The sequence below is a fragment of the Microbulbifer echini genome, assembly GCF_041447225.1.
GTDB classification, from domain to species: Bacteria; Pseudomonadota; Gammaproteobacteria; order Pseudomonadales; family Cellvibrionaceae; genus Microbulbifer; species Microbulbifer echini.
Genome location: NZ_JBGMEL010000021.1, coordinates 55,453 through 69,796, shown reverse-complemented (window position 1 = coordinate 69,796; position 14,344 = coordinate 55,453). Strand labels below are relative to the sequence as shown.

12 protein-coding genes and 2 tRNA genes are annotated in these 14,344 nt (G+C 51.2%); 6 read left to right on the top strand and 8 right to left on the bottom strand.

Translation table 11 applies throughout. The annotated features are described in order from the left end of the window. The first annotated feature begins 440 nt into the window (after window positions 1-440). Window positions 441-516: transfer RNA gene (locus ACCI51_RS17375), tRNA-Val, on the top strand. Window positions 517-564: 48 nt separating this feature from the next. Then, window positions 565-641 (top strand) — tRNA-Asp (locus tag ACCI51_RS17370). A 97-nt stretch (window positions 642-738) separates the two neighbouring features. On the opposite strand, the gene ACCI51_RS17365 is transcribed toward ACCI51_RS17370, so the two are convergent. Both ACCI51_RS17365 and ACCI51_RS17360 read right to left on the bottom strand, forming a co-directional pair. Then, a complete protein-coding gene (locus tag ACCI51_RS17365) occupies window positions 739-1,197 on the bottom strand; it encodes a GFA family protein (protein WP_299583183.1) in 459 nt (152 codons plus the stop codon). A gap of 216 nt (window positions 1,198-1,413) precedes the next feature. Continuing rightward, the gene (locus tag ACCI51_RS17360) at window positions 1,414-2,301 is read right to left on the bottom strand and encodes a patatin-like phospholipase family protein (RefSeq protein WP_299583179.1); all 888 of its coding nucleotides are present in this window, start codon (window positions 2,299-2,301) and stop codon (window positions 1,414-1,416) included. Between the two features lie 190 nt (window positions 2,302-2,491). On the opposite strand from ACCI51_RS17360, the gene ACCI51_RS17355 reads away from it, so the two are divergent. The 3 genes from ACCI51_RS17355 (at window position 2,492) to ACCI51_RS17345 (ending at window position 4,441) form a co-directional block, all read left to right on the top strand. Continuing rightward, complete coding sequence (locus ACCI51_RS17355) at window positions 2,492-2,989, top strand: PH domain-containing protein (RefSeq protein ID WP_371844681.1); 498 nt, start codon at window positions 2,492-2,494, stop codon at window positions 2,987-2,989. 59 nt (window positions 2,990-3,048) lie between these two features. Further along, window positions 3,049-3,831: an esterase/lipase family protein gene (locus tag ACCI51_RS17350; RefSeq protein WP_299583173.1), complete on the top strand. Its 783-nt coding sequence runs from the start codon at window positions 3,049-3,051 to the stop codon at window positions 3,829-3,831. A 148-nt stretch (window positions 3,832-3,979) separates the two neighbouring features. Continuing rightward, window positions 3,980-4,441, top strand: coding sequence for a GNAT family N-acetyltransferase (locus tag ACCI51_RS17345; RefSeq protein WP_299583170.1), 462 nt, complete (start codon window positions 3,980-3,982; stop codon window positions 4,439-4,441). An 18-nt stretch (window positions 4,442-4,459) separates the two neighbouring features. Here the strand turns inward: ACCI51_RS17345 and ACCI51_RS17340 are convergent, their stop codons facing one another. From ACCI51_RS17340 to ACCI51_RS17315, 6 genes are all read right to left on the bottom strand, one after another. Then, entirely contained in the window at window positions 4,460-5,968 is a 1,509-nt protein-coding gene (locus ACCI51_RS17340) for a PepSY-associated TM helix domain-containing protein (protein WP_371844679.1), read from the bottom strand. A gap of 46 nt (window positions 5,969-6,014) precedes the next feature. After that, on the bottom strand, window positions 6,015-6,590 hold the full coding sequence (locus ACCI51_RS17335) for a hypothetical protein (protein WP_371844677.1): 576 nt from the start codon (window positions 6,588-6,590) through the stop codon (window positions 6,015-6,017). 104 nt (window positions 6,591-6,694) lie between these two features. After that, window positions 6,695-8,911 (bottom strand): TonB-dependent siderophore receptor, encoded by a 2,217-nt coding sequence (locus ACCI51_RS17330; protein ID WP_371844676.1) that lies wholly within the window; start codon window positions 8,909-8,911, stop codon window positions 6,695-6,697. 442 nt (window positions 8,912-9,353) lie between these two features. After that, window positions 9,354-10,925 carry an AbgT family transporter gene (locus ACCI51_RS17325; protein ID WP_371844675.1) on the bottom strand — a complete coding sequence of 524 codons (1,572 nt, stop codon included), beginning with the start codon at window positions 10,923-10,925 and terminating at the stop codon, window positions 9,354-9,356. Window positions 10,926-11,035: 110 nt separating this feature from the next. Beyond that, window positions 11,036-12,046 carry a tryptophan--tRNA ligase gene (locus tag ACCI51_RS17320; RefSeq protein ID WP_299583155.1) on the bottom strand — a complete coding sequence of 337 codons (1,011 nt, stop codon included), beginning with the start codon at window positions 12,044-12,046 and terminating at the stop codon, window positions 11,036-11,038. A gap of 140 nt (window positions 12,047-12,186) precedes the next feature. Then, window positions 12,187-13,143 (bottom strand): GlxA family transcriptional regulator, encoded by a 957-nt coding sequence (locus ACCI51_RS17315; protein WP_371844674.1) that lies wholly within the window; start codon window positions 13,141-13,143, stop codon window positions 12,187-12,189. A gap of 229 nt (window positions 13,144-13,372) precedes the next feature. On the opposite strand from ACCI51_RS17315, the gene ACCI51_RS17310 reads away from it, so the two are divergent. Further along, on the top strand, window positions 13,373-14,056 hold the full coding sequence (locus ACCI51_RS17310; RefSeq protein ID WP_371844673.1) for a glutathione S-transferase family protein: 684 nt from the start codon (window positions 13,373-13,375) through the stop codon (window positions 14,054-14,056). Window positions 14,057-14,344: the final 288 nt, after the last annotated feature.

Below are 14,344 nucleotides of genomic sequence, written 5' to 3'. Positions count from 1 at the left end.
GTCCCGTCCGGTCCGCCACATACAAAAAAGCCCTGCTCGCAAGAGCGGGGCTTTTTTGTATGTGCACTCACCCCACTTCGCGCTCCCCAAAAAAACAAACTGTAAATCCCCACGATCACTTAAGCGGTATATTCGTAACCCCGCCCAATTGAGCTGCCCTTGAGTGGTAATGCAGCCGCAACTCCACCAACAAAAATGTATTTGACCTCAAAAAATAGTGGACCCTAACTCGCAATATATTTTTTGCGGTCAATTTGTCGCCGCGTACTAAAAAAATAAAAAACTATTTTTTTTGTGTCGAAAAAAATTCAGCCAGGCATGCCTCAAAATTATTACAGGGACTTGATTAATTTTTATTCAAAAATTATTTTTAAGAATTTTTTTTGTGAAAGCAGTTGACCGTAAAAAAAATATCATTAAGATACGCAGCTCCTGACACGGGGTGGTTAGCTCAGTTGGGAGAGCGACGGCCTTACAAGCCGTAGGTCACAGGTTCGACCCCTGTACCACCCACCACTTCTCTTACTCTTGCCCGGCAAGATATTTAAAGAGAAGCAGGAATGCGGACCGGTAGTTCAGTTGGTTAGAATGCCGGCCTGTCACGCCGGAGGTCGCGGGTTCGAGTCCCGTCCGGTCCGCCACATACAAAAAAGCCCTGCTCGCAAGAGCGGGGCTTTTTTGTATGTACTTAAAGCGTATTTAAAGGTAAGCATTAAAAATTTTTACAAAACCCCCACCTCAAGTTTCCACCAATTCTCCCTCCACCTTTTCAACATCTTCATGTAGAAGCCGGCTCAACTCTTCTATTTCTGGCATTTCCGCAAAGTGCTCCCCCTGCCCGCCTATTTCATCCCAGCAGGCCTTGGAATTAACATGCAGGTGGACCGCCACTTTTCCGGAGAACTCCCCATCAAGCAGACCCGCGGGGACCCAGAAGTGCGTAGTGTTACTCATCAGGTGGGGGACCGTACTGCCACAGCTGCCACAAAAGTCCGCCCTAAAGCCCGTAGTTTTGCGATAGGAGGAAATTTTATCCAGCCCGCGCACCCAGCGAAACTGATCCCGACCAATAAACATGGCCGTATCTGAGGCAGAGCCACTCAGCTTGCGACAAAGCGAGCAGTGACACTGATAGAGGTCCGGCAAGGGCCCATCCAATTGAAACTCAACAGCACCACAAAGGCACTTTCCATTCATACCTCCCTCCTTCCCTTCAGTTTGTTATTCAAAATCCTGCGCGAAATCGTATTAGGTTAGCAATATTATCCACTCCTCACACAAGACTCCTACAAGCGACAAAGGAAGTAAATGCCAATAATCGGGCAGCCTAAATTAAGAGCCAAGATAAATACCTCAAAATGATTGATCAGGAGCGACTCCTGATAGACAAGGATTTACCTGCCCCTCACTTAGCTAGCTCTTGGGCGTTAGCGGCGGCGCCTCATCAACAGGGTTACTCAAAAACTGTCTGCCCAATGCACCGCCAATTTCATAACCCGTTTCCAATAATTCAATTTCCTGGGTAAAGCGCTTTACCGGGAAATCCGCGGGGGGTGCAATCACCGACACTCGACAGTCCTTCGGTGGCGCCTTAATAAAATCCAGGGCACGATTATAGCGCTCCCCCCTATCCAGTACCGCCTCAAACAAACGGGCATGGTCGTGGAAAAACTGCTTGATGAATTTCGGGGCCGAGCCGACAGGCTTTCTATAGCCCAAAGGGCGCGACAGGATCACAGTGATATCGCGGGCACCCTGTTCGTAGGCTCGAATAACCGGGATCGAATCCGCAAGGCCGCCATCGGTCATGGGCTCTCCAGCAACTGACGGAAAGTCCCGGTAGGCCATGGGAATCGCGCATGATGCAGGAAAAACTTCGTGCATATTCTCAGGCGTCACACACACATAGTGAGGCTGCCCACTGGTGATACTGGTAGTTACCGCATAAAGGGGAACACCATTTTCCGTATAGCGCGTAATACTTAGAGGAACATCCTTATAGGACGCGTGCCACAACCAGTTGATATCACAAAAGTGCCCTCCTCTCAGATAGCGCCGCCAATCAATGAAGTCTGCTCGCGTGGCGTGATCGAGTAAAATCTGGCGGCTGCGTCCGTGATCCCCCGCCAAGTAGCCAATCAGGTTGGTTGAACCTGCGGAAACACCGATAGCGAAGTCAAAGGGGTAAAAATCCACCTCAATAAAAGCATCCAACACACCTGCGGCAAAAATACCGCGCATAGCCCCACCCTCTACGACCAGGGCCGACTGTCGCTCCCGCTCTTTAATCCCACTTGCCATCATTCATCCATCGTTGAAAAATTACTACTACTCAAAACTCATGCCACACGCCGATGACATACCCCTCCACGGGACTTTGAATCCTTTCAGCAAACCAAAGAACAGTACTTTTCACTGCGGCTTTGCCAAGCGGATTCCATCAGCACTATGATTGAGGCATTCAAACCGCCCATTGTTTATTGAGTTATCTATGCACCCTGTTGTTTTTCAAGCCCCCTGGAGCCGCCAGCTGAAAATAATCAGCCTGTTGAGCGCTGCGCTGCTTTTAGCAATCCCAGTTATCCTGCTGGCCAAGTCCCCGCAAACACCCTCACTCCTGTTTAGCCTGGCCATTGCACTACCTCCGGTGATTTTACTTCTGGGTGCTGGTTTCTCCATTCGTGGCTACAGCCTGGACCACAATCGCCTGCAAATTCTGAGACCCGGCTGGAAGACCTCGATTTCCCTGGAGGGGCTACACGAGGCTAAAGCCGACCCTGCAGCTATGCAAGGATCGGTCCGTATTTTTGGTAATTCAGGCCTCTTTGGCTATATCGGCCTGTTCCAGAATAAACCGCTAGGCCGCTTTCGCGCCTTTGCCACAGACCAGCAGAAGGCTGTCGTTTTGCGCTTCCCCGGTAAAACCCTAGTAATCACTCCAGATAATCCCGCACGCATGGTCGAAATGCTGCGCCAGAAAATCGAGTGACCCGGTAGCCGGCTCGGTGAAACTCAACCAACCCAAGCCGGTATCTTGGATTTTTTTTGATGTCGCCGCATACTGCCGACGGTAAGGCCGCCATTAACAGGACATCAATGAAAAAGCTGCTTTTAACCCTCACGCTACTTATGGGCTCAATACTCCTGGGCTCTCTCTCAGCGAACGCCCACTCCGCCTGCGTGATACTGCTGCACGGCCTGGCTAAATCAGACAGTTCCATGGCCAAGTTAGAACGCGCGATCGGTGACGCCGGTTACAAGACTGTCAATGTGGATTATCCCTCCACTCGCTTCCCTATCGAACAACTGGCCGGCAGCGCCATCGCCCCCGCACTCGATGCTTGTGTTGGCCATAGTGAAATCAACTTTGTCACCCATTCAATGGGCGGCATATTGGTGCGCCAATATCTCAGCCAAGTGAAAATTGAAAACCTCAATCGCGTCGTGATGCTGGGCCCGCCCAACAAAGGTAGCGAAGTGGTAGATAAACTCGGCGATTTTCCTGGCTTCGAATTTGCCTTTGGGGATGCGGGCTTACAGCTTGGCACTGGTGAGCTGAGTGTTCCCAATCAATTGGGGAGGGCTGATTTTGATGTGGGCATCATCGCAGGCACACGCAGCATCAATCTGATACTTTCACGGCTGATTCCCGAGACCGATGATGGCAAAGTCTCCGTTACAAGCACCAAGCTAGAGGGTATGAAAGACCACCTGGAAATGCCTGTAACCCATGTCTTTATGATGAAGGACAAAAAAGTGATTGCCCAGGTACTCCACTACCTGGAGCACGGCACCTTTGCAAGAAGCCCCCCAAAATCCCAAGCTCACTAAGCTCACTAAGCTACAACCTACCGCCATCGGGTCGAGGGAAAGTCCATCGACCCGCTTCGCACTGGCTTTTTTTCCCCACCAAGCCAGTTTAATATCTGGATAAGCAAACTTTAGAAATTCCAGCTCCCCAAATATAGAGGCATACAAAGTGCAGTGGCAGTGGTGTAGCTTTCATCAACTCTCTATTGATCAACTCTACGAAATTCTGCGGATGCGGCAGGAGGTCTTTACCGTGGAGCAGGATTGCCCCTATCAGGATGCCGACGGTAAAGACCAGTCTGCATGGCACCTGATCTGCTGGGATAAAGACAACGAACCCCCTCGGCTGATGGCGTACCTGCGCGTAGTATTTCCCGGAAAAAAATACCCGGAGCCTTCCATAGGCCGGGTGCTTACTACAGAGCCCAGCCGTGGTACAGGCCTGGGTAAAGAGCTCATTCGCCGTGCCGTTGAACAAACTCAGGCGACCTACCCCGGCATGAGCATTCGTATTTCTGCGCAAGAACACCTAGACAGGTTTTATGGGGCGTTTGGCTTTGAGCGGGTATCCGCCCCTTACGATGAAGACGGTATACCCCATATAGAAATGCTGCGCCCGGCATCAGAATAATACCGGGCATCTTCGTTTTCAGCGGCTTCCGACAGCACTGCCTACCGATGAAGCAAAGGCGCCATCCCGGCGCCGCACCCAGGTATAAAGGCACGAGGCGGCAATCCCCGCGGCAATCAGTAACCACACGGCATTGGCAACCAGAGATGCGTGTACAAAGGAGTCTGCACCAAAAATCGAAGTGTGGACGATCACTGCCAGCACGCAGGCGGCGATGGTCGCCCCGCGGAGCAACATTGACCAACCGGCAACCGTTCCCGCAAAGGCAGCGACCACACTCAACACCACGGTGGTCCCCCAGAACACCTGAGCTGCAGGCACTGCGAAGGCCAGATAGGTTACGGCGCTTAAAGCGATCGCAAAAGGGATCCCCCAAACCTGAGCCATCCAGACGCGCTCCAGTCGCTTGGCAGGCTGGCCGCGCTGGCGCTTACGCACTAACCAGATATTGATGCCGGACACAACCAGCACACACATACCAATGCCTAGCAGGAAATAGGCAATCTTTACCGGGAAACCAGAAAAGTGGCCAAAGTGCAGTCGGAAGGTGGATAGATATACCTGCTTGGCCGCATCCCCTTCAGACCACCCCTCTTTTTCAATCAGACTGCCATCCGGGTTAAAGTGGTAGCGCTCGCCCCAAACCAGCTTCTCGGGGACACGAGTCCAGATTTCCACAACCTGCCCCTCGCGGCCAGGGAAAGCTACTTCCAGCTTCGTGCGCTCCTCATTCGGAGCAATTCGCTCCATTTGCGCAAGAATTTCTGCAAAATCCGGAAGCGGCATCTCCGGGGCATTCTCCTCCATGATCGGGTGTTCGCGATAGAGAATATGCTCAACTCTCTCCGTATCGCCATCAAAGAAAAGGCCCGCGATCGCAAAGGCCGCGACCTGGGAGAGACCAATAAATGCACCAGTAATGGCGATCGCCAAGTGGAAGGGTGACGCCCAGACTCCCAACCTGTTGTGCAAGTCCACTTGCTGCAAGCGCTTTGAACCTGCCAGCCGGAAAGAGAAAGCATCCTTAATGATTTTAGGGTGCGCCAGCAACCCAGAGAGGATCAGCGCTGCCATCAGAACGCCAATTAGACCAACTAGCGGCACACCCAGGCCCAAGGGAAGATTGAGGGCAAAGTGCAAATAGGCGAGAAAGTGCGTCCACTCGTGCTCAACTTTCCCCAGTAGAGAACCATCGGCAGCAACGTAGCGCTCAATATCCCCCACCTCAACCGTTAGCCTGGGCATATCGGTATTGGGGATTGTGAATTTTATCGAGTCGAACTCTTCTTTTTCTTCTTTCGCCAGCGCTACTGCCTGTTCTGTAGCAAGCTGATAGACAGAGGGACTCACTTCGAGATTTTCCAGCTCTGAAGCCTGCTCCCAGCGTTCAAACTCGTTGTAAAAAACCGCGAGGGTACCGCTGACACAGACAATATATAGCAGTGTCGATACGGCCAGACCTAGAACTGAGTGTCCATCGGTCATATCGCGCACAAAAGCAGGCGTTGGCTTTAGGGAAAATTTCACGTTGAGTTCCTACTAGGGATCCATGGGTTCTAAGGGCGTCGGATACTTATGCCGCGGTAGGCATTAAGACCAAACCACTGGCTAGTGAAAATATCAGGAGGCCGGCACTGGGGCGCAGGAGCTTCCGATCTGCGCTGCACCAGACCATAGCCAGCGTCCAAACAATCACCGAAACGAAGGCGCCACCCACTAGGCGAGCACTTTCACCAGAACTGGCAAACCCGAAATAAAGAAGTCCAGCCAGCAAGCCACTTGCTGTCGGCAATAAAGCGATAGCCAGGAAACGCAAAGTGCCTCGCAACCACAATTGGAGCAAGGCTTCAGAGGGAGCAGGACTTCCTGTTCGCTTTTTTTCCTGCCTGGGAGGGCCACTCGGCCAGTCACCTTTTATAGCAAGCAGAGAGAGAGCACCGATCATCACCAGGAGTGTGGCGATACTCACTCCATATTCCACCCCCACCACCGCACTCCAGCCGAAAGCCGATAGCAACAACAAACCCCAACCGAGCCAGCTGCGCAGTGGTTGAGGTCCGCTACGAAGCCAGGCTGAATACAGGCTGGCGATACCCGCAAAGGTAAAAATACTGGCCAATCCGGAAACGATGTAGAAGGAACTCGGCATAAATATCACACTGGGAGATTTTGGCTCCCACCTGATGGTGAAACGCAAAAAAGGGAGTTTGCCCACAGACTCCCCCTGCGGACAAACTCCCAGTCTACTCTAACTTAGAAAGTGTAACGTGCCTCTGCAGTCACGTAGCGACGCTCGCCGTAGAAACAATCACCACGACTCAAGCAAGAGGTGGTGTGAACTTCGTCGGTCAGGTTCTTCACATTGAACTGGAACTTCCAGCTCTCTAGGGCATAGCCGATGGTTGCGTCATACAAGGTATAGGATGGATTTTCTGTAGGGAAATCCGCGAAAACATAATCGTAATAAGCAGCCTGCTCAGCATCAGCAGCCACGTACAGTGCATGCACTTTATCAATACCGGTATAACTTTCACCAACATGGCGAGCGCCTACTCCAACGCTTAAACCAGAAACCCACTCACTAAAGTCATAGCTCCCCCAAAGAGAGAATTGCTCCTCAGGCACAGTTTCAATTTCAGTGCCAACCTCAAATGGATTGCTACTCTCTAGTATTTCAGTATCCATCTGGCTGTAATTAGCCACCAGCGTCAGGTTACCCCACTGCCCACTGGCCTCAAGTTCAAATCCATCAATCTGCGCCTCACCGATTTGACGGAAAGATCCGTCGGGACCGTAAGTTAAGCGATTTTTCTGCTTAATCTCAAAGGCAGAGGCAGTCATCAGGATATTAGTGCCCTCTGGCTGGTATTTGATGCCAGCTTCAACTTGCCCTCCTTTAACGGGCTCGTAGACACTGCCCTGAGCATTCGGATCAGCTAAAACAGCCTCAAAAGATTCTGAATAGCTAACATAAGGCGATACCCCGCTATCGAAGGCATACATTAAGCCAAATCTATTAGTGACTTCCGTCTCTCTCTGCTTGCCACTTAACTTTTCAGAATTATTACTTTGTGTTCTCGATGACAATCTATCTTCACGCAAGCCCAGATTAAAAATAAAGTTGCCAAGGCTAATCTGGTCTTGGAAATAAACACCTACTTGTTCAGCATTAACATCGGTATTTTCTCTCCCCATTCCGTCCAGCCCCTCTGGCACATAGCCATAAACCGGATCAAAAATATCAATAACACCACCGAGGCCGCGCATTCTCAAAATACTGTTATCAATTTCTGCATTCTGGCTATCAATACCAACTGTGATCTGATGCTCGAGAGCCCCTGTAGTCAGCTCACCAGACAAGCGCAGGTCAAAAATCAAAAGATCGCTTTTCGCGTCTTTCATATAGACAGTCCGCGATACTTCACGGAGGTCTTTTTGTAAGCGCAGTCCAGGAGTGTAGTCAGCATACATCGAGTTGTAGTCGACATCCCCTTTTGAATAACGAAGGCCCGCATTGATACCCCAGCTATCATTTAAGCGGTGATCAACCCACAAGCTATAAGAAGTTTGCTCAGTATTGTACTTATCCCAACCTGGCTCACTAATAAAGGTATCGGTCGGGATTTCACCGTTTACGTTATCAACAACAGTGCCGCCCCAGGGTAGGAAGGCAGCAGTGGTACCGGTCTTTTCTTCTTGATGGTTCACCAAGAAAGTAATCTCGGTATCCGCACTGGGGCGCCAGGAAATGGAAGGCATAAACAAAGTGCTGTCGTCATCGACATGATCAACCTGGGCATCGGCATCGCGGGCATAACCCACTACGCGATAGAGCCACTCTCCATCACTGTCCAAGGCCCCGGTAACATCGCCAGCAATTACCTTGCGATCATAGTCACCGCCCTGCACCATCAGCTCACCACCAAACTCCTCTTTGGGGCGCTTGGAAACCAGATTGACGATACCACCTGTAGAACCCTGTCCATAAAGTACTGAGGAAGGTCCCTTAAGGATTTCCACACGCTCGAAGGCAAAGAGGTTTGCACGTGAACCGGTATAGCTACCGAAAGTTGTTTTGAGTCCATCGACAAACATAATTGGCTCAACGGCACGGACGGTAGACCAGTCACCGCGGGCATCAACGCCAAACAAGCCACCATTCACACCAGCAGAATATTGCAGGATATCTTGTACAGTCTTAGAGCCAGTAACATCAAAAAAGTCTTTATCACGCAGAGAGATAGAGAAGGGAGTCTCATCAACCGGAATATCCAGCTTGCCAATCGAAGTCTGGCGGGACAGGTTCAGCTCGCCTGTTACGTTAACCTCTTCTAGAGTCTCACTAGTTTCGTTCGCCGCGTAAGAGGCAGAACTGCCTGCAGCAATAGCCAGCGCCAATAGTGAGCGGCTAAGTCCGGAGAAAACTGGAGAGGCGTTTTGGCGTAAACCTTGGAAGCGAGCGGTGCCCATTGAGATCCCTCAACATTCATTGGAATTATGGTGTCGCAGCGACAGCTGACGACATAATCTGACACGGATCTTAATAGGAATCGTTATCACTTGCAATATTATTGGAACATTTTTTTACTAACACTGTCCGCCCTGCAGGCTTAACCCAGAGGAATGTGTGGGCCAGCACCGGCAATACCTGGCACATTTCGCGTTATACGAGAGGGAAATTAAACAAAAAGACTCTTGGACCTAGGCGCCGCACCGACCCAACAAGGGAGCGCGTTTGATCGATATTTTTCTGTTAATGGAGCGTTGCAGAAAGCAGCGCTCACTCTCCAAGTGGTTTTTAACTCGGCAGGAAATTCTAGAGAGAGAAGGCGCTTCCGCTGTCGGAAGCACCCCTGGACAGAGCCTATGAAAAAAGTACCCCGGAACAAAATATTTCACACCGGGGCAGTACTTAAGGCGTTGGGTAGGTGTAGCTCGCTTGAAGCCCAAGAGGCATACCAAGACTCCAGTAGATCACCAGGAACAGAGACCAGCAGATCAGGAACACCACCGAATAAGGCAGCATGATAGATACCAGGGTGCCGATACCCGTGCCTTTCACGTAACGCTGACAGTAGACCACCACCAGCGGGAAGTAAGGCATTAGTGGGGTAATGATATTCGTGGAGGAGTCACCAACCCGATAGGCCGCCTGAGTCAGGTCCGGAGAGAAGCCGATCTGCATCAACATGGGCACAAAAATTGGTGAGAGCAGCGCCCATTTTGCCGAAGCAGACCCAACAAACAGGTTGATAAATGCCACCAGCAGAATGATCCCCATCAGGGTGATGGGCCCCGGCATATCCATGGCCGCTAACAGACTACCCCCCTCTACCGATAGCAAGGTGCCCAGCCCAGAGCGGGCAAATTCAGAAATAAACAGCGCACAGAAAAAGGCCATCACGATGTAATACGCCATGGAACCCATGGTCTTGGACATCGCATCAATCACGTCCTTACTCTGCCGGAAGGTGCCCGCGGCAAAGCCAAACACGACCCCGGGAATAATAAACAGCAGGAAGATTAACGGCACAATGGACTTCATGACCGGCGCACCGAAGGAGGCTAACTGACCCTCGGCATCACGTAAGGCAGAAGTCTCCGGTAGCATCCAGGCGATGAGACCAACAATCCCAGCAATCATGACAGTGGCCGCTAGATACATGGCTTTCTTTTCGCGGGCGCCCAACTCCTGCATCACCGGAATATCGTCTTTATCGCCATCGATAGCCACACTTTTCAAGCGGGGCTCGATCACCTTGTCGGTGAGCCACCAGCCCAGCATAGTCACCACCAAGCAGGACGCCGAGGTGAAGAACCAGTTGTTCAACGGGTTTACCTGCATCTCTGGATCGACAATCTGCGCAGCGGTCTGAGTAAAGCCCTGCAGCAAAGGATCGATTGCAGAGGGCACAAAGTTCGCGGAGAAACCGCCGGAGACACCGGCGAAAGCCGCCGCAATACCCGCCAAGGGGTGACGCCCAGCCGCATAGAAGATCACTCCGCCCAGAGGGATCACCAAGACATAGCCCGCATCTACGGCGGTGTGGCTGACAATCGCCACCAGAATCAGCATTGGAGTGAGCAACATCTGCGGAGTCACTGCCAGCAGCTTTTTCAAAACCGCATTGATAAAGCCACTCTGCTCCGCCACCCCCACACCCAGCATAGCCACAAGCACTACCCCAAGAGGCGCAAAGCTGGTAAAGGTCGTGACCATACTGGATAAAAATCGAGCGAGTTCGCTACTGGAGAGAAGGTTGGTTACTTGGATAGCCTCACCCGTCGCAGGGTGCAATGTCTCAAAACTCACTCCAGACAAAATCCAGGAAAGCACCCAGATAGCCACCATCAAAACAAGAAAGAGTACCGCTGGATCGGGAAGTTTATTCCCCACCACTTCAATAAAATTAAGCGCCCGGTTGATCCAACCATTCTTATTGGTATCAATGCCTGCGGCAGGGTCTGTTTGAACATTTTCCATAATGAAGCCCTGTATTTTGGTTATTTTTATATGTGTTATTTTCTGATCAATACTCTTATAGATAGGGGACGGCTACGGAAGCCATAGCCCCCCAATTTTTTTTAAAAAAACTATTGCCCGATCTTGCGGATACCTACCGCACGTCGCAACTTTTCGATAAATGGAGCAGAGTAAGCCCGCGCTTTGGCCGCTCCTTTCTCCAGTTCCTCTTCAATCTGTGCTGGGTTTTCAAGCAGCTTGTTATAACGCTCCCGCGCCTCACCAATCTGTTCGTTTACCAACTCAAATAGCTGCTTCTTGGCCTCCCCCCAGGCAATGCCCTCTTCGAACGCCTTGCGCATCTCCGCAGTTTGCTCTTGCGTCGCAAAGGCCTGCCAAATTTGGAAAACCGTTGAGGTATCCGGGTCTTTGGGCTCACCCGGCTCCAACAGATTGGTCTTAATCTTGTTGATATGCTTTTTCAGCTTTTTCTCTGGCAGAAATAGAGGAATGGTATTGCCATAGCTCTTACTCATCTTGCGGCCATCGAGCCCCTGCAGCACAGCCACATGGTCATCGACCACCGCCTCAGGCAGAGCGAAGTGCTCGCTATAGTGATGGTTAAATCGCTGAGCGATATCGCGGGCCATCTCAATATGCTGAACCTGATCCTTACCCACCGGCACCTTGTTGGCATTGAACATGAGAATGTCTGCAGCCATTAGGATGGGGTAGCTGTAGAGCCCCATGGTGACGCCAAAATCGGAGTCCTCACCATCGGCGCGGTTAGCATCTACGGCCGCCTTGTAGGCATGGGCACGATTCATCAAGCCTTTGCCGGTCATACAGGTAAGGAGCCAGGTCAGCTCGGGAATTTCATGAATGTCGGATTGACGGTAGAACACCACATTGTCGGTATTGAGGCCCAAAGCCAACCAGGTAGCGGCAATCTCCAGAGTGGATTGATGCACTTGTTCCGGGTCCTGGCACTTAATCAACGCGTGATAATCCGCCAGGAAATAAAAGGACTGGTTGTTCTCGTCCTGGCTTGCAGAAATGGCCGGGCGGATCGCACCAACATAGTTACCCAGGTGGGGAGTACCGGTGGTCGTGATACCGGTCAATACGCGCTGTTTGCTCATAAATCCTTCGTTTTCCGTACTGAGTTCAGGCAATAAAGGAGGAATCATAACCTGTTCATGGCCGGGGTTGTATCAACCGAAGGTATCGACCTTTCTTCACCCTCACGCCCTTTCCTCGACCGCCATATTTGTATTACCCGTCAAGTAATGCCCGGCCTCCTGGAAAATTGGCGCCGATACTGACTGGGAGAAACCCCAAATACCTTGCGGAAATGGTGGCGCATAGTGGTACTGCTCGCAAAGCCCGCCAGTTGCGCCGCCCGATCTAAAGAGGCCTCACCTGACTCCAACGCCTTCTGCACCACACGCAATCGCTGCTGGATTAACCACGTCTTCGGTGAAACTCCTAGAGACCGGCGAAACTTACGATCAAAACTGCGACGGGAGTGATGTGCCTGTGCAGCCCAGTCATCCACTGAAATCGAACCCTGTAAGTTAGCCAGAGCCCAATCTAAGGCACTGGCAAAAAAGTCGGGACGTTTTGACACCGGAGTCTCTACAAATTGGGCCTGCCCACCCTGCCTCTGGGGCGCCATCACCAAGCGCCGGGCCACTGAACTGGCTAACTCAACGCCGTAGGTCTGCCGCAGAAATTCAATCCCCAAATCAATCGCCGCAGAACTTCCCGCGGCACAGGCCAATAGGTTGTGCCAGACATAGAGAACATCTCCCACATACTCAACCAGGGGAAAACGCCTCCGAAAGGACTCCGCATAGCGCCAGTGGGTAGTGGCCTTTCTACCATCCAACAGGCCGAGCTCCGCAGGCAGGAAAGCTCCCGAGCAAAAGGTCAAAATTTTTCGGCCACAGGTCGCAAACTCAGTAACTGCCCGATGCACACGCGCTCTATAGACATCCATTGGCTGCGGTACTGTTGGCCAATTCGGAATCACCAACAAGTCATACTCCATCAGACCCTCTACTTGCCGACACTGTAGCGACAGGCCACCTGCCGTTGTGGGCGGTCTCTCCGCAAAGGTCACTACTTCACCGTAATACAAGCCTTCAGTCTCTGCGCGCCGCTGACAAAACAGCTCCGTGGCACAACCCAACTCAAATAGCGCAACCTCGCTGTGGGCTAATATGGCAACACGCATGACAATCTCCTCTTACTAGTCAGCCGCCCCGCGACTCCTCTCCATTCCCTTTGGAAAAGAGCAACTGGCGCAAAGTTAACGATTATTGGCCTTCAAGCCAATCGCTGCCGAAGTAAATTGCGAGGAGACTATGGATCAGACGATGAAATTGACGGGAACTCGCCGATTCAACTATCGACAGCTGATTTTCCAAGGCTTCAGCTTCAGAACACCCACAGATAGGACACTTATGTATCAATTATTTATTGGAAACAAAAATTATTCTTCCTGGTCACTTAGACCCTGGTTGTTAATGCACCACCTGGAAATCCCCTTTGTTGAAAAGCTGGTAACTTTCGAGGAAGGTGGCAGCTGGGAGAAATTTCATACTTTCTCCCCAACCGGACAAGTACCCTGCTTGAAAACAGATACCACTACGGTTTGGGATTCCCTGGCAATCACCGAATATCTCGCGGAGGATTTCCCACAAGTCTGGGCAACGGATCGACAGGCCCGCGCATGGTCTCGTTGTGCTTCGGCAGAAATGCACTCCGGCTTTTCCAGCCTTAGGAATATGTGCCCAATGAATTGCAGTTTGAAGGTAACGCTGAATGAGATCTCAAATTCGCTGCAAAGAGATTTAAAACGGGTTGATGAACTGTGGATCGAGGGGATTCAACAATTTGGGGGCCCATTTCTCGCCGGCCAGGAATTTACCGCTGTCGATGCCTTCTTTGCCCCGGTTACCATCAGGGTAAAAAACTATAATTTACCCCTTGGCAAAACCGCCAAGGAGTATATAGCGCTGATCCACAACCTACCCTCAATGAAAAAATGGTTAACGGATGCAATTCAAGAGCCGTGGAGGGAGACGATCCACGAAGAGGAAGCCGCTACCTTTGGCACAATCACAGCCGACCTGCGAAACGTATAAAGAATCAAAGTAACCCGCTAGATTTTTAGCCTTGGTAGACAAGCCTCAGAGTTCGGCGCAACCGATTTTAGATGCGCCGAACACAATCCCTAAAACCCTAATACAGGCCACCTGTGGCAGCTTGGAATATTGTTGGAGACAACCTCTTATACCTTGGGATGAATCTCCTGAGGAAAGTTTTGATTCACTTTCAGAAACTCTGTACTTTGCCCAAGCCAAGCTGATTGATCACCGTTCTGTGTAACCACCCACTCACACTAATAAGAGTAAGCAGCCTACAGGGTAACC